We start from the raw sequence: 22,546 nt of genomic DNA on the forward strand, positions 1-22,546 counted from the left end.
GCCATCCACTTCACAACTGATGCAACTGAGAGACCGTCTTCGCGAGCAGGCTCGCTCCCACAGGAGTCGATGGGCTCTCAAGTCATTCGGTTTTCCGAACACGACCCGCTAGTCAGTTCGGCAAACCGGATAAACAACCGGCAAAAAACCTGAAACAAAACATTAATTTCTTTTAAAAACATAGTGTTAACCAACTGCCACTGGCCTGGCACGAGTCATGCTCTACACTCGTGGAGACGAACGCCTGTACGCCAACACAACAGGAGCTACTAGGCATTCGAAGCACTCAGGGCCGGTGAACCGGCCGAATACAAAAAAAACAATGTCGAGGAAACATCGATGCGCATCGTTCCCCATCTCCTGGGCGCAGCCGTTGCTGCCGCTCTGATCAGCACGCCGGTTTTCGCAGCCGAACTGACCGGCACGCTGAAAAAGATCAAAGAGTCCGGCGTCGTTACGCTCGGCCACCGCGACGCCTCCATTCCGTTTTCCTACATCGCGGACGCTTCCGGCAAACCGGTCGGCTACTCCCACGACATCCAGCTGAAAGTCGTCGAAGCCCTGAAAAAAGAGCTGGATGTACCGAACCTGCAGGTCAAGTACAACCTGGTCACCTCGCAAACCCGTATCCCGCTGGTGCAGAACGGCACCGTGGACCTGGAGTGCGGCTCCACCACCAATAACGTCGAGCGCCAGCAGCAAGTCGCCTTCTCCGTTGGCATCTTCGAGATCGGCACCAAGCTGCTGTCCAAGAAAGACTCCAAGTACAAGGATTTCGGCGACCTAAACGGCAAGAACGTCGTGACCACCGCCGGCACCACGTCCGAGCGCCTGCTCAAGGCCATGAACGCCGACAAGCAGATGGGCATGAACGTCATCTCTGCCAAGGACCACGGCGAATCCTTCCAGATGCTGGAATCGGGTCGTGCCGTCGCGTTCATGATGGACGACGCGCTGCTGGCCGGCGAAGCCGCCAAGGCCAAGAAGGCCGATGACTGGGCCGTCACCGGTACTCCGCAGTCCTACGAAATCTACGGCTGCATGATGCGCAAGGGCGACGAGCCGTTCAAAAAGGTTGTCGATGACGCCATCAAGGCCACCTACGCGTCGGGCGAGATCAACAAGATCTACGAAAAATGGTTCATGCAACCGATCCCGCCAAAAGGCCTGAACCTCAACTTCCCGATGAGCGACGAACTCAAGGCACTGATCGCCACGCCGACCGATAAAGCGGCTGACGAAAAGAAATCCTGATTTCTGACTAACCTTATCTCCTGAAGGGGCCCCGCTCCTTCAGGGGATGGTCACTCCCTGCTGGCAAATCTGGAAATACTCGAACCGGTGGCTGTCGAGCCGATCGCGTGTGCCTGGCCTTCAAGCCGGGCGGGAACGGAGCTTCCCCAGGCGGGCATTTGTATATCGAACGATCAGAGGGGAGACCCTGATGAATTACAACTGGGACTGGAGCGTGTTCTTCAAGTCCACCGGCGTGGGCAGCGAGATCTATCTCGACTGGTACGTGGCCGGCCTGGGCTGGACCATAGCCATCGCCGTCGTCGCCTGGATCATTGCCCTGCTGCTGGGCTCGATCCTGGGTGTGATGCGCACCGTGCCGAACCGGCTGGTGTCGGGCATCGCGACTTGCTACGTGGAACTCTTTCGTAATGTGCCGCTGCTGGTGCAGCTGTTCATCTGGTACTTCCTGGTGCCGGACCTGCTGCCCGCCGACATGCAGGAATGGTACAAACAGGACCTCAACCCGACCACCTCGGCCTACCTGAGCGTCGTCGTCTGCCTGGGCCTGTTCACTGCCGCACGGGTTTGCGAGCAGGTGCGCACCGGCATCCAGGCGCTGCCACGCGGCCAGGAAGCCGCCGCCCGCGCCATGGGCTTCAAGCTGCCGCAGATCTACTGGAACGTGCTGCTGCCCCAGGCCTACCGGATCATCATTCCGCCGCTTACCTCGGAATTTCTCAACGTCTTCAAGAACTCCTCCGTGGCCTCGCTGATCGGCCTGATGGAGCTGCTCGCGCAGACCAAGCAGACCGCCGAGTTCTCGGCCAACCTGTTCGAAGCCTTTACCCTGGCGACGCTGATCTACTTCACCCTGAACATGAGCCTGATGCTGCTCATGCGCATGGTCGAGAAGAAAGTCGCGGTGCCCGGCCTGATCTCCGTGGGGGGTAAATAATGGAATTCGACTTCACTGGCATCATCCCGGCCATTCCCGGCTTGTGGAACGGCATGGTGATGACCCTCAAGCTGATGGCCCTGGGCGTCGTCGGCGGGATCATCCTGGGGACGATCCTGGCGCTGATGCGCCTGTCCCACAACAAGCTGGTCTCCAACATCGCTGGCGCCTACGTCAACTATTTCCGCTCGATCCCGTTGCTGCTGGTCATCACCTGGTTCTACCTGGCGGTGCCGTTCGTGCTGCGCTGGATCACCGGTGAAGACACGCCGATCGGCGCGTTCGGCTCTTGCGTCGTGGCGTTCATGATGTTCGAGGCGGCTTACTTCTGCGAAATCGTCCGGGCCGGCGTGCAGTCGATCCCCAAGGGCCAGATGGGCGCGGCCCAGGCACTGGGCATGAACTACGGCCAGGTCATGCGCCTGATCATCCTGCCCCAGGCGTTTCGCAAGATGACCCCGCTGTTGCTGCAACAGAGCATCATCCTGTTTCAGGACACCTCGCTGGTCTACACCGTCGGCCTGGTGGACTTCCTCAATGCTTCGCGGGCCAATGGCGACATCATCGGCCGCTCCAATGAGTTCCTGATCATCGCAGGTCTCGTGTACTTCACAATCAGCTTTGCCGCCTCGCTGCTGGTCAAGCGTCTGCAAAAAAGGTTCGCCGTATGATCTCTATCAAGAACATCAACAAGTGGTATGGGGACTTCCAGGTACTGACCAATTGCAGCACCGAGGTCAGCAAGGGTGAGGTTGTGGTGGTGTGCGGGCCGTCGGGTTCGGGCAAGTCCACGCTGATCAAGTGCGTCAACGCGCTGGAGCCGTTCCAGAAGGGCGACATCGTGGTCGATGGCACGTCCATCGCCGACCCGAAGACCAACCTGCCGAAACTGCGTTCGCGCGTGGGCATGGTGTTCCAGCACTTCGAATTGTTCCCGCACCTGACCATCACCGAGAACCTGACCATCGCGCAGATCAAGGTACTGGGCCGCAGCAAGGAAGAAGCCACCAAAAAAGGCCTGCAATTGCTTGAGCGCGTCGGCCTGTCCGCCCACGCCCACAAGCACCCGGGCCAACTCTCCGGCGGCCAGCAACAGCGCGTGGCGATCGCCCGTGCGCTGGCGATGGACCCGGTGGTGATGCTGTTCGACGAACCGACCTCGGCCCTCGACCCGGAAATGGTCAACGAAGTACTCGACGTGATGGTGCAACTGGCCCACGAAGGCATGACCATGATGTGCGTGACCCACGAAATGGGCTTCGCTCGCAAGGTGGCGAACCGGGTGATCTTCATGGACCAGGGCCAGATCATCGAGGATTGCGAGAAGGAAGAGTTCTTCGGCGACATCAGCGCCCGCTCCGAACGCGCGCAGCATTTCCTTGAGAAAATCCTGCAGCACTAAGCGTCGCCTTCTTTAGACGCGCTTGTCCTTGTGGCGAGGAAGCTTGCTCCCTCGCCACGGGACCGCGTTTGAAGGGCAATCGCCGCCTCACTGGTTGATCCAAGGCTTCTGTGATGAAATGCGACCCCACCCTCTATCGCGCCGCGCCGCCATCACTCGCCGTGAAACCCCGCCTGATCCGCCACCTGTTCCTGCCGCCGCTGGTCATTGCGCTGATGATCGGCCTGGGTTACCTCGGCTTCTGGATCAGCGAGCACTACGGCATTCGCGGCCTGGCCGAGAATGGCGAACGCCAGCTGGAACTGCATGCCCGTGCGGTGGAAAGCGAGATCAGCAAATATACCTATCTGCCCAGCCTGCTGGAGCTTGAATCCAGCGTCTCAAAACTGCTCGACGACCCGACACCCGAGCACCGCAAGACCGTCAACGAGTACCTCGAAGGCCTGAATCGGCGCAGCCGTAGCCGGGCCATCTATGTCATGGACACCACCGGCCGGGTGATGGCCACCAGCAACTGGCGCGACGTCGACAGTTACCTGGGCGAAGACCTGTCATTCCGCGCCTACTTCCAGAACGCCGTTCGCGGCCAGCCGGGACGCTTCTACGGCATCGGCAGCACCAACGGCGAGCCGGGCTACTACCTGGCCCATGGGCTGGAAGAAAGGGGCAAGATCATCGGCGTGGCCGTGGTCAAGGTGCGTCTCGAAGCCATGGAGGAACGCTGGCAGCGAGCACGCCTGGAAGCCTTCGTCAGCGACGAGAACAGCATCATCATCCTCTCCAGCGATCCGGCGCGACGGCTCAAGTCCGTACGGCCGCTGAGCGACGAAACCAAGGAACGCCTGGCCCGCAGCCTGCAATATTACTGGTTCCCGCTGAACGAACTGATCCCCTTGGCCCGCGAACAACTGGCCGAAGGCATGGAGAAGCTGACCTTCCCCGCCAATACCGAAATCGCCGCCGACCAGCAGGCCACCAGCTACCTCTCGCAGACCCGGCCGTTGAGCGACACGCCGTGGAATTTCACCTTGCTCACCCCACTGGAAGACCTGCGCCGCCAAGCGATCAACCAGGGCATCCTGGTGGCCGTGGCGTTTGCCCTGGTGGCCTTCCTGCTGATCGCCTGGAACGAGCGGCGCAAGGTGATTGCCACCCGCCTCGCCGCCCGCGAAGCGTTGCAGGAAGCCAACAACCAGCTCGAGCGTCGGATTACCGAACGCACCACTGACCTGCGGGCCAGCAACGAGCGGCTCAAAGGCCAGATCCGCGAACGCCGGCAAGCGGAAGAGACCCTGCGCCGCGCCCAGGACGAACTGGTACAGGCTGGCAAGCTGGCGGCCATCGGCCAGATGTCCACCAGCATCGCCCATGAACTCAACCAGCCGCTGGCCGCGTTGCGTACGTTGTCCGGCAACACGGTGCGCTTCCTGGAGCGCGGCCAGCTGGACATTGCCAGCGCCAACCTCAGGACCATCAACGACCTGATCGACCGCATGGGCCGGATCACCGCCAGCCTGCGTGCCTTTGCCCGGCGCGGTGACGACAAAGGCCGGGCCAGCCTGGGCAAGGCCGTCGAGGCCGCGCTGCAATTGCTCGGGGCGCGTCTGGAAAAACTTGGCGTCCAGACACAGACAGCTTTCGAAGACGTCCAGCTGCAAATCGACCAGACACGCCTGGAGCAGATCCTGGTGAACCTGATTGGCAACGCCCTGGACGCAATGCAAGTCCAACCCGAGCCAAGACTGTGGCTGGCCGGCGAGATCAGCGATGGCAAATGCCGCCTGCGGGTGCGCGATAACGGCCACGGCATCGATCCGGAGGCGCGCAAGCATCTGTTCGAACCCTTCTTCACCACCAAGCCCGGCGAACAAGGCCTGGGCCTCGGCCTGACGCTTTCGGCGAGCCTGTGCGCCGCCGCGGGCGGGCACCTGGGCGTCGAGCACCCGGACGATGGTGGCACCACGTTTGTCCTCAGTTTACCGTTGGTAAGCCTTTCACCTCCCGAGCCGCTATGAACAACGACCTGAGCGTTCTGATCGTCGAAGACGACCCCCATGTCCTGTTGGGCTGCCAACAGGCCCTGACCCTGGAAGACATACCCTGCGTGGGCGTGGGCAGCGCCGAAGAGGCCCTGGAACGGGTTGGCGATGATTTTGCCGGCATCGTCATCAGTGACATCCGGTTGCCGGGCATCGATGGGCTGGAACTGTTGACCCGGCTCAAGGCCCGCGACCGCAGCCTGCCAGTGGTGTTGATCACCGGCCACGGCGACATCTCCATGGCCGTCGGCGCCATGCAGAAAGGCGCCTACGACTTCATGGAAAAACCCTTCTCCCCCGAACGCCTGGTGGACGTCGCCCGCCGCGCCCTGGAGCAACGCAGCCTGGCCCGGGAAGTTTCAACGCTGCGCAGGAAACTGGCCGAACGCGACTCGCTGGAAGGCCGGATCATTGGCCGCTCGCCGGCCATGCAGCATTTGCGAGCGCTGATCGCCAACGTCGCCGACACCTCGGCCAACGTATTGATCGAGGGTGAAACCGGCACCGGCAAGGAGCTGGTTGCCCGCTGCCTGCACGATTTCAGCCGGCGCCACGACAAACAGTTCGTCGCGCTGAACTGCGGGGGGCTGCCGGAGAACCTGTTCGAAAGCGAGATTTTCGGTCACGAGGCCAACGCCTTCACCGGTGCGGGCAAACGCCGGATTGGCAAGATCGAGCACGCCGATGGTGGCACGCTGTTTCTCGATGAAGTGGAAAGCATGCCCCTGCCCTTGCAGATCAAGCTGCTGCGGGTGTTGCAGGAACGCACCCTGGAGCGCCTGGGTTCGAACCAGAGCGTGGCCGTGGATTGTCGCGTGATCGCCGCCACCAAGTCCGACCTCGACGAAATGGGCCGGGCCGGGCAGTTCCGCAGCGACCTGTATTATCGCCTCAACGTGGTCACCCTGGAACTGCCGCCCCTGCGCGAACGGCGCGAGGACATCCTGCAACTGTTCGAGCATTTCCTCCAGCAGTCGTCCCTGCGCTTCGACCGCACGGTGCCGGAGCTGGACAACCAGACCCTGTCGAACCTGATGAGCCATGACTGGCCGGGCAACGTACGGGAACTGCGCAACGTCGCCGAGCGTTATGCCCTCGGCCTGCCGGCTTTCAAGAAGTCCGGCGCCAGCGCGGGCAGCCAGGGCCTGGCTTTCGCCGAAGCGGTGGAAGCCTTCGAGCGCAACCTGCTGGTGGACGCATTGCAACGCAGCGGCGGCAACCTGACCCAGGCCAGCCAGGAACTGGGCATGGCCAAGACCACGCTGTTCGACAAAGTCAAAAAATATGGCTTGAGCCACTGACCGGGGACGCGAACCTGTGGATCTGATTTTCAAGGCGGCGCTTGGCGCAGCCGTAGTGGTCATCCTGGCGATGCTCGCCAAGACCAGGAATTATTACATTGCCGGGCTGGTGCCGCTGTTTCCGACGTTCGCCCTGATCGCCCACTACATCGTCGGCAAGGGCCGCTCGGTGGACGACCTGAAGACCACCATCGTGTTCGGCATGTGGTCGATCATTCCGTACTTCGTCTATCTTGCGACGCTGTACGTGATGGTCGACCGCATGCGTCTCGAAGCCTCATTGGCCGTAGCAGCCGTCGCCTGGCTGATGGCGGCGACGGTGCTGGTCAGCGTCTGGGTGCGGCTTCACGGCTGATTTCGGCGATCAATAGCCGACGGTAAAACGCGTCCGTGAGAACTGCGGCGTTTCGACTTCATCGATCATCGCAATGGCGTAGTCGGCAAAGCTGATCCAACTGCGTCCGGCCTGGTCGAACAACAGGTGGTCCTTGCCGACACGGAACTGCCCGGTGCGCTCGGTTTCGACGAACTCCGCCGAGGGCGAGAGGAAGGTCCAATCCAGGTCCTGCTCCTTGCGCAACACGTCGAGGAACAAGGCACCGGCGCTGGCTTCGGCCAGGTATTCCTCCGGGAAGCCCTTGCTGTCGATCACACGGCTGTCATCCGGCAGCAACAACGAACCGGCACCGCCCACCACCAGCAGACGCTTGACCCCGGCGGCTTTCACCGGTGCGATGACCTTATCGGCCGGCACGGTGGCAAAGTGCGCGGCGCTGATTACCACGTCATGGTCAGTGACTGCTGCGGTCAACGCCTCGCTGTCCAGTACGTCCAGTTGCTTGCTGACCACACCGGCCCGCTCGCCGATCTTGCTCGTATTGCGGGCAATGGCCGTCACGCTGTGACCGCGTCGCAGGGCCTCTTCCAACAGCTGGCTGCCGGCCCGGCCGGTGGCGCCAATGATTGCGATTTTGCTCATGAAGTTCTCCAGTGATTAGCGATGTTGAAATACATGCTCTTGTGGCGAGGGGATTTATCCCCGCTGGGCTGCGAAGCAGTCCCCATGCCCCCACCCCGCATAAACCTGATGTATCCCGGTCTGTCTTTTTGGGGCCGCTTCGCAGCCCAGCGGGGATAAATCCCCTCGCCACAACGGCGCCCCGATCAAAGATCGTTTGTCACCACTTCATCTCGCCCTTCGCGACCTTGGCGCTGAGTTCCAGGGAGCTGGCCTCACCCAGGTTGGGATAGCGTAGTTTCATCGCGGCGATCAGCGCAGCGGAATCCTTGGCCTTGGCGGTCTCCTCGTCGAAGGCCTTGATGTAGTCGGCGGTGAAGCGCACCGGCGCCAGGGACCGGGCACTTTCACCCAGGTAATGGCCGGGGATCACCATGGCCGGTTGCAGGTTTTCAATGCCCGCCAGCGTCGCCAGCCAGTCCTGGTGGGATTGCGGCGTCTGGGTATCGGCCATCCAGACGTGAATGTTTTCCGCCACCACCACGCCGCCAACCACTGCCTTGATCGATGGAATCCAGACAAAGCTGCGGTCCGGTTGCGGGCCGTCGAGGCCGATGATCTGCAAGCGCTTGCCCTCCAGCGTCAGGCTGTCGCCCTTGAGTACCTGGGGCACGAGAGTCTTGGCCGGTGCATCGGCCTTCAGGATCGGCCCCCAGTATTTCAACTTGCCGTCGGCGGTGTGCTGGATGTGCTCGACGGTCGCTGCCGACGCGAGCACCTTGGCTTCAGGGAACGCCGCGGTCAGGGTTTCGAGGCCGAAATAGTAGTCCGGATCGCCGTGGCTGATGTAAATCGTGGTCAGGCGTTTGCCGCTGGCGCGGATTTTCTCCACGACCTGCTCGGCCTGGGCCTTGCCGAACTGGGCGTCCACCAGGATTGCCTCCTTGTCGCCGCTGACCAGAACCGAAGTCACCGGGAAAATCGCCGCGGCGCCGGGGTTATAGACATCGAGCGTCAAGTCGCCCGCCCAGGCCTGGGCGGTGAAGGCCAAGGCGGCGGTCGCCAGCAGCAGGCGTTTGATTGGGGTGAATCCGGTCATGTTGTGCTCCGTCGTCCAAGGTCCGCAAGGGAATGGACAGAGCTTAGTTGCCTGACTCGCTACAAAAAATGCGATGCTGGGACATAGTTTGTTTCTAAAAGCGGGCAGATCATGGATCGTCTACAAGCAATGCGGGTGTTCGTGACCGTGGTGGACCTGGGCAGCCAATCGGCGGCGGCCGAGCATCTGGACCTGTCGCGACCGGTGGTGTCGCGCTACCTGGCGGAGCTGGAGGACTGGGTCGGCGCCCGGCTGATGCACCGCACTACGCGCAAACTGAGCCTGACGGCCGCCGGCTCGGAAATTCTGCCGCGCTGCCGACAGATGCTCGAGCTGTCCGGCGACATCCAAGCCGCCGTGAGCACGCCGGAAGACGCGCCCCGCGGCATGCTGCGCATCACCGCCAGCCCGTCATTCGGCCAGTCCCAGCTGGCGTCGGCCATGGCCGAGTTCGTCAAGCGCTACCCAGGGGTAAGCGTCGACCTGCAGATGCTCGATCGCACGGTGAACCTGGTGGATGAGCGCATCGACCTGGCGATCCGCATGAGCAACGATCTCGATCCCAACCTGATCGCCCGGCGCCTCACGGTGTGCCGCTCGGTGATCTGCGCCTCGCCCCGCTACCTGCGCGAGCAGCCGACACCGCAACGGGTGGAGGATTTGAGCCGGCACAACTGCCTGACCCATTCCTACGTCGGCAAGAGCTTGTGGCATTTCGAGCAGGACGGCGAACAGATCGCGGTGCCGGTGCAGGGCAACATCAGCGCCAACGAAGCCAGCACGCTGCTCCAGGCAACGATCGCCGGCGCCGGCGTGGCGATGCTGCCCAGCTACCAGGCCGGCCCTTATCTGCGCAGCGGTGAACTGGTGCGCCTGCTGGCCCACGCCGAACCGCGGCTGATGAACATGTATGCGGTGTATGCATCGCGCAAGCACATGCCCTCGGCGCTGCGTTGCCTGGTGGATTTTCTGGTGCTGAAGTTTCCCGAGACGCCTGAGTGGGATGTGGGGCTATGAGCTCTTTGGGGGCCTGTGGGAGCGAGCCTGCTCGCGAAAGCGGTGTCTCAGTCAACATCAATGCTGGCTGACAAACTGCTTTCGCGAGCAGGCTCGCTCCCACAATGGAAATCGACGCATGACCGGGATTTCACCAAAACCCCGGCCCAAGGCATACTTGCCACCCTTCGTAACCCAGAACCCGAAACCGCCCCATGCGCATCCACGTCAGTTTCATCGACCGCGTCGGCATTACCCAGGAAGTCCTGGCCTTGCTTGGCGGGCGCAATTTGAACCTGGATGCGGTGGAAATGGTGCCGCCCAACGTCTACATCGACGCCCCGACCCTCAGCCCGCAGGTGCTCGACGAGCTGCGCGAGGCACTGTTCAGCGTGCGCGGCGTGCAGGCGGTCACCGTGGTGGACATTCTCCCGGGGCAACGCCGGCATTTGCAGCTCGATGCCTTGCTCGCCGCCATGACCGACCCGGTGCTGGCCCTCGACAGCGCCGGCAAGGTACTGCTCGCCAACCCCGCGCTGATCGCCTTGTACGGTCGGGAACCGGCCGGGGAAAGCGTGGCCGAGCTGTTCGGCGACGCGGCGCTGCTGGACGCCCTGCTGGAAAACGGCTTTCGCCTGCCGCTGCGGGAAATCACCCTCAACGGCCAGACCTTGTTACTGGACGCCACGCCCATCACCGATGCCGGGGCGCTGCTGACGCTTTATCAGCCGAACCGCATCGGCGAACGCCTGTCGGCGCTGCATCACGACCACGCCGAGGGTTTCGATGCGCTGCTGGGCGAATCTCCGGCGATCCGCACGCTCAAGGCCCGGGCCCAGCGCGTCGCGGCCCTGGATGCGCCGCTGCTGATCCAGGGCGAGACCGGCACCGGCAAGGAACTGGTGGCCCGCGCCTGCCACGCCATCAGCGCCCGCCACGGCGCGCCATTCCTGGCCCTGAACTGCGCCGCGCTGCCGGAGAACCTCGCCGAAAGCGAACTGTTCGGCTATGCCCCCGGCGCCTTCACCGGCGCCCAGCGCGGCGGCAAGCCGGGGCTGATGGAACTGGCGAACCAGGGCACGGTGTTTCTCGATGAAATCGGCGAGATGTCGCCGTACCTGCAAGCCAAGCTGCTGCGTTTCCTCAACGATGGCAGCTTTCGCCGTGTGGGTGGCGATCGGGAGATCAAGGTCAATGTGCGGATCCTCAGCGCCACCCACCGCAACCTGGAGAAAATGGTCAGCGAAGGCTCGTTCCGCGAAGACTTGTTCTACCGCCTGAACGTGCTCAACGTCGAAGTCCCGCCGCTGCGCGAACGCGGCCAGGACATCCTGCTGCTGGCGCGTTATTTCATGCAGCAGGCCTGCGCGCAGATCCAGCGCCCGGTCTGCCGGTTGGCCCCCGGCACGTATCCGGCATTGCTGGGCAATCGCTGGCCGGGCAATGTGCGGCAACTGCAGAACGTGATCTTCCGCGCCGCCGCCATCTGCGAAAGCAGCCTGGTGGACATCGGCGACCTCGACATCGCCGGCACCTCCGTGGCGCGCCAGGGCGACGTGGAAGTCGAAAGCCTGGAGCAAGCCGTCGAAGCGTTCGAGAAGCAATTGCTCGAATCGTTGTACGCCAACTACCCCTCCACCCGTCAACTCGCCAGCCGCTTGCAAACTTCTCATACGGCCATTGCCCATCGGTTGCGCAAGTACGGCATCACCAACAAGCCATAGGCCCACCACACCACATCCCCCCTGTGAACACATGTCCATGTGGGAGCGAGCCTGCTCGCGAAAGCAGTATGTCAGTCAGCATTGATGTGACTGATACACCGCGTTCGCGAGCAGGCTCGCTCCCACAAGGTCTGACGGGCACATCTAAAAACGACCTCTACTGTACTGAAAGCGCTACAGCGGAACGATATCGCTACAGGCGCCGTCAGCGTGCGCAGCGTAAGGCTCTGATCCCATAACGATTTTATCCGGCCCAGGCACTGTAGCGATTTCGCTACAGCGCGAAAGGCTATCGCCGCGCGACATTTCATCAAACCATTGATAAATAAAGAATTTTATATATTGGCCACGTTCTTGCTAAGGCTTTAACCATTCGGCCGGGCCAAGCCCCGCGCCTTTCTTCGCGTCCACCAGACGAAATCTGGCCCCAGGAGTTTCCATGAGCGAGTTGCGTTTTACTGAAGATCACGAATGGCTGCGCACCGAAGCAGACGGCAGCGTCACCGTAGGCATTACCGCCTTCGCGCAGAACGCATTGGGCGACGTGGTTTTTGTGCAACTGCCTGAATTGCAGGCCTACGCCAAGGGCGACGAAGCCTCCACGGTTGAATCGGTAAAAGCCGCCAGCGGTGTGTACATGCCGTTGGACGGTGAAGTGCTTGAAGTGAACGACAAGCTCGGCGACAGCCCGGAACTGGTCAACGAAGATCCGCTGGGCGAAGGCTGGTTCTTCCGCTTTAAACCGACCGACGCCGACGCAGTGGCTAAGCTGTTGGATCAAGACGCCTACGATCGCCTGATCAAAGCCAACGCCGAAGCCTGAGGAGCCACGACATGACCGTAAATCTCGGCACCGCCAACGAATTCATCGCCCGTCATATCGGCCCTCGGGCCAGCGACGAGCAAGCCATGCTCGAGCGCCTGGGTTTCGACTCCCTGGAAGCCCTGAGCGCCAGCGTCATCCCGGAAAGCATCAAGGGCACCAGCGTGCTGGACATGGGCGACGGCCAGAGCGAGGCCGATGCACTGGCCTCGATCAAGGCCATCGCCAGCAAGAACCAACTGTTCAAGACGTACATCGGCCAGGGTTACTACAACTGCCACACCCCGGCGCCGATCCTGCGCAACCTGCTGGAAAACCCGGCCTGGTACACCGCTTACACCCCGTACCAGCCGGAAATTTCCCAGGGCCGTCTCGAAGCGCTGCTGAACTTCCAGACCCTGATCAGCGACCTCACCGGCCTGCCGATCGCCAACGCCTCGCTGCTCGACGAAGCCACCGCCGCCGCTGAAGCCATGACCTTCTGCAAACGCCTGAGCAAGAACAAGGGCAGCAATGCCTTCTTCGCCTCTCGCCATTGCCACCCGCAGACCCTCGACGTGCTGCGCACCCGTGCCGAACCCCTGGGTATCGACGTGGTGGTGGGCGACGAGCGCGAACTGAGCGACGTCAGCGGCTTCTTCGGCGCGCTGCTGCAATACCCGGCCAGTAACGGCGACCTGTTCGACTACCGCGAACTGACCGAACGCTTCCACGCCGCCAATGCCCTGGTGGCCGTCGCGGCTGACCTGCTGGCCCTGACGCTGCTGACCGCTCCCGGTGAATTCGGTGCAGACGTGGCCATCGGCAGCGCCCAGCGCTTCGGCGTGCCACTGGGTTTCGGCGGCCCGCATGCGGCGTATTTCTCCACCAAGGATGCGTTCAAGCGCGACATGCCGGGCCGTCTGGTCGGCGTGTCCGTAGACCGTTTCGGCAAGCCGGCCCTGCGCCTGGCGATGCAGACCCGCGAGCAACACATCCGCCGCGAGAAAGCCACCAGCAACATCTGCACCGCCCAGGTGCTGCTTGCCAACATCGCCAGCATGTACGCTGTGTATCACGGCCCCAAAGGCCTGGTGCAGATTGCCAACCGCATCCACCACCTGACCGCGATCCTCGCCAAGGGCCTGGGCGCGCTGGGCCTGAGCGTCGAGCAAGAGAGCTTCTTCGACACCCTGACCCTGCACACCGGCGCACAGACTGCCGCCCTGCACGACAAGGCCCACGCCCAGCGCATCAACCTGCGCGTGGTGGATGCAGAACGCCTGGGCCTGTCCCTGGACGAGACCACCAGCCAGGCTGATATCGAGGCATTATGGAGCCTGTTGGCCGACGGCAAGGCCCTGCCGGACTTCGCCACCCTCGCCGCCAGCGTGCAAAGCCGCATCCCGGCCGAACTGGTGCGCCAATCGGCGATCCTCAGCCACCCGGTGTTCAACCGCTACCATTCCGAAACCGAGCTGATGCGCTACCTGCGCAAGCTCGCCGACAAAGACCTGGCCCTGGATCGCACCATGATCCCGCTGGGTTCCTGCACCATGAAACTCAACGCCGCCAGCGAAATGATCCCGGTGACCTGGGCCGAATTCGGCGCCCTGCACCCGTTCGCCCCGGCCGAGCAGAGCGCCGGCTACCAGCAATTGACCGACGAGCTGGAAGCGATGCTCTGCGCCGCCACCGGCTATGACGCGGTGTCGCTGCAACCCAACGCCGGCTCCCAGGGTGAATACGCTGGCCTGCTGGCAATCCGCGCCTACCACCAGAGCCGTGGCGAAGACCGTCGCGACATCTGCCTGATCCCGTCCTCCGCCCACGGCACCAACCCGGCCACCGCCAACATGGCCGGCATGCGCGTGGTCGTGACCGCGTGCGATGCCCGTGGCAACGTCGACATCGAAGACCTGCGCGCCAAGGCCATCGAGCACCGCGAACACCTCGCCGCGCTGATGATCACCTACCCCTCCACCCACGGCGTGTTCGAGGAAGGCATCCGCGAAATCTGCGGCATCATTCATGACAACGGCGGCCAGGTGTACATCGACGGCGCCAACATGAACGCCATGGTCGGCCTCTGCGCCCCAGGCAAGTTCGGCGGCGACGTGTCGCACCTGAACCTGCACAAGACCTTCTGCATTCCCCACGGTGGTGGCGGCCCGGGCGTCGGCCCGATCGGCGTCAAGTCGCACCTGGCACCGTTCCTGCCCGGCCATGCGAACATGGAGCGCAAGGAAGGCGCGGTGTGCGCGGCGCCGTTCGGCAGTGCGAGCATTTTGCCGATCACCTGGATGTACATCCGCATGATGGGCGGCGCCGGCCTCAAGCGCGCCTCGCAACTGGCGATCCTCAACGCCAACTACATCGCCCGTCGCCTGGAAGAGCACTACCCGGTGCTCTACTCCGGCAGCAACGGCCTGGTAGCCCACGAATGCATCCTCGATTTGCGTCCGCTCAAGGACAGCAGCGGCATCAGCGTCGATGACGTCGCCAAGCGCCTGATCGACTTCGGCTTCCACGCCCCGACCATGTCGTTCCCGGTGGCCGGCACATTGATGATCGAGCCGACCGAAAGCGAATCCAAGGAAGAGCTGGACCGCTTCTGCGACGCGATGATCTGCATCCGCGAAGAAATCCGCGCGGTGGAAAACGGCAGCCTCGACAAGGACGACAACCCGCTGAAAAACGCCCCGCACACCGCGGCGGAACTCGTCGGCGAGTGGACCCACCCGTACAGCCGCGAACAGGCCGTGTACCCGGTGGCGTCGTTGATCGAAGGCAAGTACTGGCCGCCCGTGGGCCGGGTCGACAACGTGTTCGGCGACCGCAACCTGGTCTGCGCCTGCCCGTCGATCGAAAGCTACGCTTGATCTGTGAAGGGGGACGGTCCATCCGTCCTCCGAACTTCCCTTGTGGGAGCGAGCAGGCTCGCTCCCACAGGGAATCAGTTTTCAAACCTTGTAACCGTCGATCCCATAAAAAGAAACCGGAGAAACACCATGTCGTTAAGCGTGTTCGACCTGTTCAAGATCGGCATCGGCCCTTCCAGCTCCCACACGGTTGGCCCGATGCGTGCCGCGGCCCGGTTCGCCGAAGGGCTGCGCCGTGATGACCTGCTCAAGACCACTGCCAGCGTCAAAGTCGAGCTCTACGGCTCCCTCGGTGCCACCGGCAAGGGCCACGGCAGTGACAAGGCCGTGCTGCTGGGCCTGGAAGGCGAGCACCCGGATACGGTGGACACCGAAACGGTCACCGCCCGGCTCCAGGAGATTCGCAGCAGCGGTCGCCTGAACCTGCTCGGCGAACACCCCATCGAATTCAACGAAAAACTGCACCTGGCGATGATTCGCAAACCGTTGGCCTTCCACCCCAACGGCATGATCTTCCGCGCCTTCGACGCCGCCGGGCTGCAGGTGCGCAGCCGCGAGTACTACTCGGTGGGTGGCGGTTTTGTGGTCGACGAAGGCGCCGCCGGTGCCGACCGTATCGTCGAGGATGCAACACCGCTGACCTTCCCGTTCAAGAGCGCCAAAGACCTGCTCGCCCACTGCACCACCTACGGCCTGTCCATCAGCCAGGTGATGCTGACCAACGAAAGTGCCTGGCGCCCCGAAGCCGAAACCCGCGCCGGCCTGCTGAAGATCTGGCAGGTCATGCAGGATTGCGTGGCGGCCGGCTGTCGCAATGAAGGGATCCTGCCGGGCGGGCTGAAGGTCAAGCGACGGGCTGCCGCGCTGCATCGCCAACTGTGCAAGAACCCCGAAGCGGCATTACGTGATCCGTTGTCGGTGCTGGACTGGGTCAACCTGTATGCCTTGGCCGTCAATGAAGAAAATGCCTATGGCGGTCGCGTTGTCACCGCACCTACCAACGGCGCGGCAGGCATCGTTCCGGCCGTACTGCATTACTACATGCGCTTCATTCCCGGGGCCAACGAGGATGGCGTGGTGCGGTTCCTGCTGACGGCTGCCGCCATCGGCATCCTCTACAAGGAAAACGCTTCTATCTCCGGCGCCGAAGTCGGCTGCCAGGGCGAAGTCGGCGTGGCCTGTTCCATGGCGGCCGGCGCACTGTGCGAAGTCTTGGGCGGCACGGTGCAACAAGTGGAGAACGCCGCCGAAATCGGCATGGAACACAACCTCGGCCTGACCTGCGACCCCATTGGCGGCCTCGTCCAGGTGCCCTGCATCGAACGCAACGCCATGGGCTCGGTGAAAGCCATCAACGCGGTGCGCATGGCCATGCGCGGCGACGGGCATCACTTCGTCTCCCTCGACAAAGTCATCCGCACCATGCGCCAGACCGGCGCCGACATGAAAAGCAAATACAAGGAGACCGCCCGCGGCGGTCTGGCGGTCAACATCATCGAATGCTGATACGCGCCACCTTCATTTTCCAGGAGCTGATATGTCCACCGAACAATTGTTGAAAACCCCGCTGCACGCGCTGCACCTTGAGCTGGGCGCGCGCATGGTGCCATTTGCCGGCTACGACATGCCCGTGCAATACCCGCTAGGCGTCATGAAAGAACACCAGCACACCCGTGATCAGGCCGGGCTGTTCGATGTGTCCCACATGGGCCAGATCCGCCTGACCGGCCCCGATTCCGCCAAAGCCCTGGAGACACTGGTGCCGGTGGACATCATCGACCTGCCGGTGGGCATGCAGCGCTACGCCATGTTCACCAACGAGAACGGCGGCATCCTTGACGACCTGATGGTCGCCAACCTGGGCAATGACGAACTGATCCTGGTGGTCAACGCCGCCTGCAAGCATCAGGACCTGGCTCACCTGCAAGCGAAAATCGGCGACCGGTGCAACATCGAACCGCTGTTCGAAGCCCGCGCCCTGCTCGCCCTGCAAGGCCCGGCCGCCGTCAGCGTACTCGCGCGCCTGGCACCGGACGTGGCGAAGATGACCTTCATGCAGTTCCAGCGCGTCACGCTGCTGGGCGTGGATTGTTTTGTCAGCCGTTCGGGCTACACCGGCGAAGACGGTTTCGAGATTTCCGTGCCGGCCGCCGACGCAGAGAAACTCGCCCGCGCCCTGCTGGCCGAACCGGAAGTCGCGGCCATTGGCCTCGGTGCCCGCGACTCCCTGCGCCTGGAGGCCGGCCTGTGCCTTTACGGCCACGACATGAACACCGCGACCACGCCGATCGAAGCCAGCCTGCTCTGGGCCATTTCCAAAGTGCGCCGTGCCGACGGTGCCCGCGCCGGTGGGTTCCCCGGGGCTGAGGCCATCTTCGCTCAACAACAGAGCGGCGTCAGCCGCAAACGCGTCGGCCTGCTGCCCCAGGAACGCACACCGGTGCGCGAAGGCGCGGAGATCGTCAACGAAGCTGGCGAGAACATCGGCACCGTATGCAGCGGCGGTTTTGGCCCGACGCTGGGCGGTCCGTTGGCGATGGGCTATCTGGACAGCGCCTACGTGGCATTGGATACACCGGTCTGGGCCATTGTGCGTGGGAAAAAGGTGCCCATGCTTGTAAGCAAAATGCCATTTGTTGCACAGCGCTACTACCGTGGTTGATTGGCTGTTTCTATAAGTAACGCGGTTGCGTTAAACGTGCACTAATGTGTAACGCAACCGCCATAAAAAGGTGCATGTTTGATATTCACGCGGGCTTATAACGTCGCGGAACTATTGGACTAGCCTTTCGAATAAGCCTTCCCCAGCGAAACATCTAAATCGCCAGCAAGCTGAGCAAATCCGGGCCCTTGAGGGGGGTTGTTTTTTCCTTGGAAGTTGGCGTAGAGTTTCGTCACTGTGTTTGCATGGGTCGCTTGGATCGTGACCTGGGCAGTAGCCTACGAAGTTAGCTACATCCCGTTCGACGTCATCTTACTTTCCTGCAACCCAGCCCCAGTACTCTTTCGCCTGGAAAGAGGCTGTCATTAATTTAGCGTCAAGGAAATAAGAAAATGGCTGAACGTCAGAGCGGTACCGTCAAGTGGTTCAACGACGAAAAAGGTTTTGGTTTCATCACCCCTGAAAGCGGTCCGGATCTGTTCGTGCATTTCCGCGCCATCCAGGGCAACGGCTTCAAGAGCCTGAAAGAAGGCCAGAAAGTCACTTTCGTTGCCGTGCAAGGCCAGAAAGGCATGCAGGCTGACGAGGTTCAAGCCGAAGGCTGAGGCTTGCGCAAACTAAAAAGCCCCTGATTGATATCAGGGGCTTTTTTATGGGCGCAAATCCGTAAAATGGCTTCTTTTTTCAGCCGAGGCCGTCATGCCGAAACACCTGCTCACTCCCCAGGGCGACTTCCCCCCCGTCGGCCTGGGCCGTCGCCTGGCAGCGATGTTTTATGACTTCCTGCTGTGCACGGCGCTGCTGATCGTGACCGGTGGCGTCTACAAGATGATCCAGATGGCGATCATCGGCGAAGAAAAGATGCGCACCCTCACCGACGCCGGCGCGCTGGACGGTGACCCGCTGCTGTCCACCGTGTTGCTCTTCGTGCTGTTCGGTTTCTTCGCCAAGTTCTGGACCCATAACGGCCAGACCCTGGGTATGCAGGTCTGGTGTATTCGTGTGCAGAATGCCGACGGCACGGCCATCAGCCTGTGGCAGGCGCTGTTGCGGTTCGTGGTGTCGATTGCGTCGTTGCTGCTGCTGGGGCTGGGCTTTATCTGGGCGCTGTTCGACAAGCGCAAGCGCGGCTGGCATGACATCTACTCGGATACGCAGCTGGTGCGGATTCCCAAGAAAACCAAATAGGCATACTCAATGAATGGTTGAAATAAAGTGTGGTGAGGGGATTTATCCCCGCTGGGTCGCGAAGCGGCCCCCATCCGTTCATTCTGGCACTCCGTGGTGTCAGGTTTTAGGGCCGCTTCGCAGCCCAGCGGGGATAAATCCCCTCGCCACAGAAAGCCTCACAAGCTTCTTCAGCTTCAAGCATTCCCCGCCAATTTCATCCGCGCTGCCTGGGTGAAGTCCAGCATGCGCTTGAGCGGGCGGATCGCCTGGGGGATCAAGGCCGGGTCGACGAAGATCTCGTTGCTGCCGTCCTTCAACGCCTGGAGGGTGCGCTCCAGGGTGTTCATCGCCATCCACGGGCAATGTGCGCAACTGCGGCACGCCGCGCCGTTGCCGGCGGTGGGGGCTTCGATGAAGACTTTGTCGGGGCACAGCTGCTGCATCTTGTAGAAGATGCCGCGGTCGGTGGCGACGATCAGCGTCTTGTTTGGCAAGCTCTGCGCCGCAGCGATCAACTGACTGGTGGAGCCCACGGCATCCGCCAGCTCGATCACCGAGGTCGGCGACTCCGGGTGCACCAGGATCGCGGCGTCCGGGTACAGCGCCTTCATGTCTTCCAGTTGCTTGGACTTGAACTCCTCGTGGACGATGCAGGCACCGTCCCAGAGCAGCATGTCGGCGCCGGTCTTGCGCTGGATGTAGGTGCCCAGGTGCTTGTCCGGACCCCAGATGATCGTCTCGCCGTTGTCCATCAGGCTCTCGACGATCTCCAGTGCGCAGCTGGACGTCACGACCCAGTCGGCCCGGGCCTTTACCGCCGCCGAAGTGTTGGCGTAGACCACCACGGTGCGCTCCGGATGCTGGTCGCAGAACGCCGAGAACTCATCCACCGGGCAGCCCAGGTCCAGGGAGCAGGTGGCTTCCAGGGTCGGCATCAGCACGCGTTTTTCGGGGTTGAGGATCTTCGCGGTCTCGCCCATGAACTTGACCCCCGCCACCACCACGGTCTTGGCCGGATGGGCGTTGCCGAAGCGGGCCATTTCCAGGGAGTCGGAAACACAGCCCCCGGTCTCCTCGGCCAGGGCCTGGATGATCGGGTCACAGTAGAAATGCGCAACCAGCACCGCGTCCTGAGCCTTGAGCTCGGCGGCGATGGCGGCGCGGTACCAGGCTTCTTGCTCGGCCGTCAGCGGCTTGGGCTGCTTGGCATCGAGGTGGGCCTGGACCAGAAGGCGTTCGGAAATCTGCGTCATGTTCGCAAGACCTATGGGCGCGTTTTGCGCGAAAGTCGAGTATACACCCGGCTCCGGACCACTCGGGTACCGCCGGGAAAGTGGGTATCAATCAGGCACGGGACAGCATGAAGCCGGCAAGGCTACAGAATATCCCGCCGTTGCAAAAGATCATTCTGACCTGTGCCCGGCCACAGGAACGCACCGGTTCTGCCGTGGTGCCAAGCTGACTGAAATGTAATCACCCGCCGCGTCCGGCTGTGTCATCTTCTTTTCAACCCGCACAGAGGCCTGCTCCTGTGCCTGCTTTGAATCGAGCGATGGATTTTCAAACGTCATGCAAGCGAAAACTTCCCGGCGAACCTTCGTCAAGGGCCTGACTGCCGGCGGCATCCTTGGTGGCCTGGGCTTGTGGCGCTCGCCCGTCTGGGCGATTGCCAGCCCGGGCCAGCCCAACGTACTGAGCGGCACCGAGTTCGACCTGTTCATCGGCGAAAGCCCGGTCAATTTCACCGGCAACCCGCGCACCGCCCAGACCATCAACGGCGGTATTCCCGGGCCGTTGCTGCGCTGGCGGGAGGGCGACACCGTGACCTTGCGCGTACGCAATCGCCTGCAAGACAGCACTTCGATCCATTGGCACGGCATCCTCCTGCCGGCCAACATGGACGGCGTCCCCGGGCTGAGCTTCAAAGGCATCGAGCCCGGCGGCCTGTATGTCTACCAGTTCAAGGTCCGGCAGAACGGCACCTACTGGTACCACAGCCATTCCGGTTTCCAGGAACAATCCGGGGTCTATGGCCCGCTGGTCATCGACGCCAGGGAACCCGAGCCGTTCCAGTACGAGCGGGACTACGTAGTCATGCTCACCGACTGGAGCGATGAAGACCCCAACCAAATCATCCGCAAGCTGAAGAAGCAGTCGGACTACTACAACTACAACAAACGCACGGTCGGCGACTTCATCGATGACGTGGGCAAGAACGGTTGGGCCGCCACCGTGGCCGATCGCAAGATGTGGGCGCAGATGAAGATGAATCCCACCGACCTCGCCGACGTCAGTGGCGCCACCTACACCTATCTCATGAACGGCCAGACACCGGACATGAACTGGACCGGCCTGTTCAAGCCGGGTGAGCCCATCCGCTTGCGTTTCATCAATGGCTCGTCGATGACCTATTTCGACGTGCGTATCCCCGGCCTGAAAATGACCGTCGTGGCCTCTGATGGCCAGTACGTCAAACCGGTGAGTGTCGATGAGTTCCGAATCGCCGTGGCGGAAACCTACGACGTCATCATCGAGCCGACGCAGCAAGCCCACACCCTGTTCGCCCAGTCCATGGACCGCACCGGCTACGCCCGCGGCACCCTCGCGACCCGGGCCGGGTTGGCGGCGCCGGTGCCGCCCCTGGACCCTCGGCCGCTGGTGACCATGGACGACATGGGCATGGCCGGCATGGACCACGGATCGATGCAGGGCATGGACCACAGCCAGATGCAGGGCATGGATGACATGAGCGGCATGGACCACGGCACCCTGCCAGGTATGGGCGGGATGCAAACCCATCCCGAAACGGAGAACGACAATCCGTTGGTGGACATGCAGGCCATGAGCGTCAAGCCCAAGCTCGACGACCCAGGCATGGGCCTGCGCGACAATGGCCGCAAAGTGCTGACCTACGCGGACCTGCGCAGCACCTTTGGCGACCCCGACGGCCGCGAGCCGGGCCGCACGATCGAGCTGCACCTGACCGGGCACATGGAAAAATTCGTCTGGTCGTTCAACGGCGTGAAATTCAGCGACGCCGCGCCGCTGCTGCTCAAGTACGGCGAGCGCCTGCGCATCGTGTTGATCAACGACACCATGATGACCCACCCCATCCACCTGCACGGCATGTGGAGCGACCTGGAAGACGAAAACGGCCAGTTCATGGTGCGCAAGCACACCATCGACGTACCGCCCGGTTCCAGGCGCAGCTATCGAGTGACCGCCGACGCGCTTGGCCGCTGGGCCTATCACTGCCACCTGCTGTTTCATATGGAAATGGGCATGTTCCGCGAAGTCCGGGTGCAGGAATGAGGAGCCGA

The 22,546-nt window shown here is 62.3% G+C and carries 19 protein-coding genes; 16 read left to right on the forward strand and 3 right to left on the reverse strand.

What is annotated here, in order from left to right; all coding sequences use genetic code 11:
• Positions 1–339: 339 nt before the first annotated feature.
• From PSH78_RS20530 to PSH78_RS20560, 7 genes are all read left to right on the forward strand, one after another.
• The gene (locus PSH78_RS20530) at positions 340–1,254 is read left to right on the forward strand and encodes a glutamate/aspartate ABC transporter substrate-binding protein (protein ID WP_305496367.1); all 915 of its coding nucleotides are present in this window, start codon (positions 340–342) and stop codon (positions 1,252–1,254) included.
• A gap of 190 nt (positions 1,255–1,444) precedes the next feature.
• On the forward strand, positions 1,445–2,191 hold the full coding sequence (locus PSH78_RS20535; RefSeq protein WP_305496368.1) for an amino acid ABC transporter permease: 747 nt from the start codon (positions 1,445–1,447) through the stop codon (positions 2,189–2,191).
• Positions 2,191–2,862 carry an amino acid ABC transporter permease gene (locus tag PSH78_RS20540; RefSeq protein ID WP_014339892.1) on the forward strand — a complete coding sequence of 224 codons (672 nt, stop codon included), beginning with the start codon at positions 2,191–2,193 and terminating at the stop codon, positions 2,860–2,862. Before PSH78_RS20535 ends, PSH78_RS20540 begins: the two co-directional genes overlap by 1 nt.
• Positions 2,859–3,593: an amino acid ABC transporter ATP-binding protein gene (locus PSH78_RS20545; RefSeq protein ID WP_014339893.1), complete on the forward strand. Its 735-nt coding sequence runs from the start codon at positions 2,859–2,861 to the stop codon at positions 3,591–3,593. The genes PSH78_RS20540 and PSH78_RS20545 overlap by 4 nt, the downstream gene beginning before the upstream one ends.
• A 113-nt stretch (positions 3,594–3,706) precedes the next feature.
• Positions 3,707–5,608, forward strand: coding sequence for a sensor histidine kinase (locus PSH78_RS20550; RefSeq protein WP_305496370.1), 1,902 nt, complete (start codon positions 3,707–3,709; stop codon positions 5,606–5,608).
• Positions 5,609–5,652: 44 nt separating this feature from the next.
• Positions 5,653–6,933 (forward strand): sigma-54 dependent transcriptional regulator, encoded by a 1,281-nt coding sequence (locus tag PSH78_RS20555; protein ID WP_305501337.1) that lies wholly within the window; start codon positions 5,653–5,655, stop codon positions 6,931–6,933.
• 25 nt (positions 6,934–6,958) lie between these two features.
• Positions 6,959–7,288: a GlpM family protein gene (locus PSH78_RS20560; RefSeq protein ID WP_187293334.1), complete on the forward strand. Its 330-nt coding sequence runs from the start codon at positions 6,959–6,961 to the stop codon at positions 7,286–7,288.
• A 9-nt stretch (positions 7,289–7,297) separates the two neighbouring features.
• Here PSH78_RS20560 and PSH78_RS20565 read toward each other — a convergent pair whose 3' ends face one another.
• Positions 7,298–7,912: an NAD(P)-dependent oxidoreductase gene (locus PSH78_RS20565; RefSeq protein ID WP_305496371.1), complete on the reverse strand. Its 615-nt coding sequence runs from the start codon at positions 7,910–7,912 to the stop codon at positions 7,298–7,300.
• Between the two features lie 199 nt (positions 7,913–8,111).
• Entirely contained in the window at positions 8,112–8,990 is an 879-nt protein-coding gene (locus PSH78_RS20570; RefSeq protein WP_305496372.1) for an MBL fold metallo-hydrolase, read from the reverse strand.
• 111 nt (positions 8,991–9,101) lie between these two features.
• Here PSH78_RS20570 and PSH78_RS20575 point away from each other — a divergent pair, with 111 nt between their 5' ends.
• The 8 genes from PSH78_RS20575 (at position 9,102) to PSH78_RS20610 (ending at position 19,244) form a co-directional block, all read left to right on the forward strand.
• Complete coding sequence (locus PSH78_RS20575) at positions 9,102–10,007, forward strand: LysR family transcriptional regulator (protein WP_305496373.1); 906 nt, start codon at positions 9,102–9,104, stop codon at positions 10,005–10,007.
• Positions 10,008–10,201: 194 nt separating this feature from the next.
• Positions 10,202–11,710, forward strand: a complete 1,509-nt coding sequence (locus PSH78_RS20580) for a sigma-54-dependent transcriptional regulator (protein ID WP_305496374.1) — start codon at positions 10,202–10,204, stop codon at positions 11,708–11,710.
• Between the two features lie 439 nt (positions 11,711–12,149).
• Positions 12,150–12,533: a glycine cleavage system protein GcvH gene (gene gcvH, locus PSH78_RS20585; RefSeq protein WP_305496375.1), complete on the forward strand. Its 384-nt coding sequence runs from the start codon at positions 12,150–12,152 to the stop codon at positions 12,531–12,533.
• Between the two features lie 11 nt (positions 12,534–12,544).
• Positions 12,545–15,394 carry an aminomethyl-transferring glycine dehydrogenase gene (gcvP, locus tag PSH78_RS20590; RefSeq protein ID WP_305496376.1) on the forward strand — a complete coding sequence of 950 codons (2,850 nt, stop codon included), beginning with the start codon at positions 12,545–12,547 and terminating at the stop codon, positions 15,392–15,394.
• Positions 15,395–15,523: 129 nt separating this feature from the next.
• Positions 15,524–16,900 carry an L-serine ammonia-lyase gene (locus PSH78_RS20595; RefSeq protein WP_305496378.1) on the forward strand — a complete coding sequence of 459 codons (1,377 nt, stop codon included), beginning with the start codon at positions 15,524–15,526 and terminating at the stop codon, positions 16,898–16,900.
• A gap of 31 nt (positions 16,901–16,931) precedes the next feature.
• Complete coding sequence (gene gcvT / locus PSH78_RS20600) at positions 16,932–18,056, forward strand: glycine cleavage system aminomethyltransferase GcvT (protein ID WP_305496380.1); 1,125 nt, start codon at positions 16,932–16,934, stop codon at positions 18,054–18,056.
• Positions 18,057–18,448: 392 nt separating this feature from the next.
• Positions 18,449–18,661 (forward strand): cold-shock protein, encoded by a 213-nt coding sequence (locus tag PSH78_RS20605; protein WP_003365337.1) that lies wholly within the window; start codon positions 18,449–18,451, stop codon positions 18,659–18,661.
• Positions 18,662–18,755: 94 nt separating this feature from the next.
• A complete protein-coding gene (locus PSH78_RS20610; RefSeq protein WP_305496381.1) occupies positions 18,756–19,244 on the forward strand; it encodes an RDD family protein in 489 nt (162 codons plus the stop codon).
• 176 nt (positions 19,245–19,420) lie between these two features.
• Here the strand turns inward: PSH78_RS20610 and nadA are convergent, their stop codons facing one another.
• Entirely contained in the window at positions 19,421–20,479 is a 1,059-nt protein-coding gene (nadA, locus tag PSH78_RS20615) for a quinolinate synthase NadA (RefSeq protein WP_305496382.1), read from the reverse strand.
• A gap of 316 nt (positions 20,480–20,795) precedes the next feature.
• On the opposite strand from nadA, the gene PSH78_RS20620 reads away from it, so the two are divergent.
• On the forward strand, positions 20,796–22,538 hold the full coding sequence (locus PSH78_RS20620; protein WP_305496383.1) for a copper resistance system multicopper oxidase: 1,743 nt from the start codon (positions 20,796–20,798) through the stop codon (positions 22,536–22,538).
• Positions 22,539–22,546 lie beyond the last annotated feature (8 nt).

This window comes from Pseudomonas sp. FP198 (assembly GCF_030687895.1).
Taxonomy (GTDB): Bacteria; Pseudomonadota; Gammaproteobacteria; order Pseudomonadales; family Pseudomonadaceae; genus Aquipseudomonas.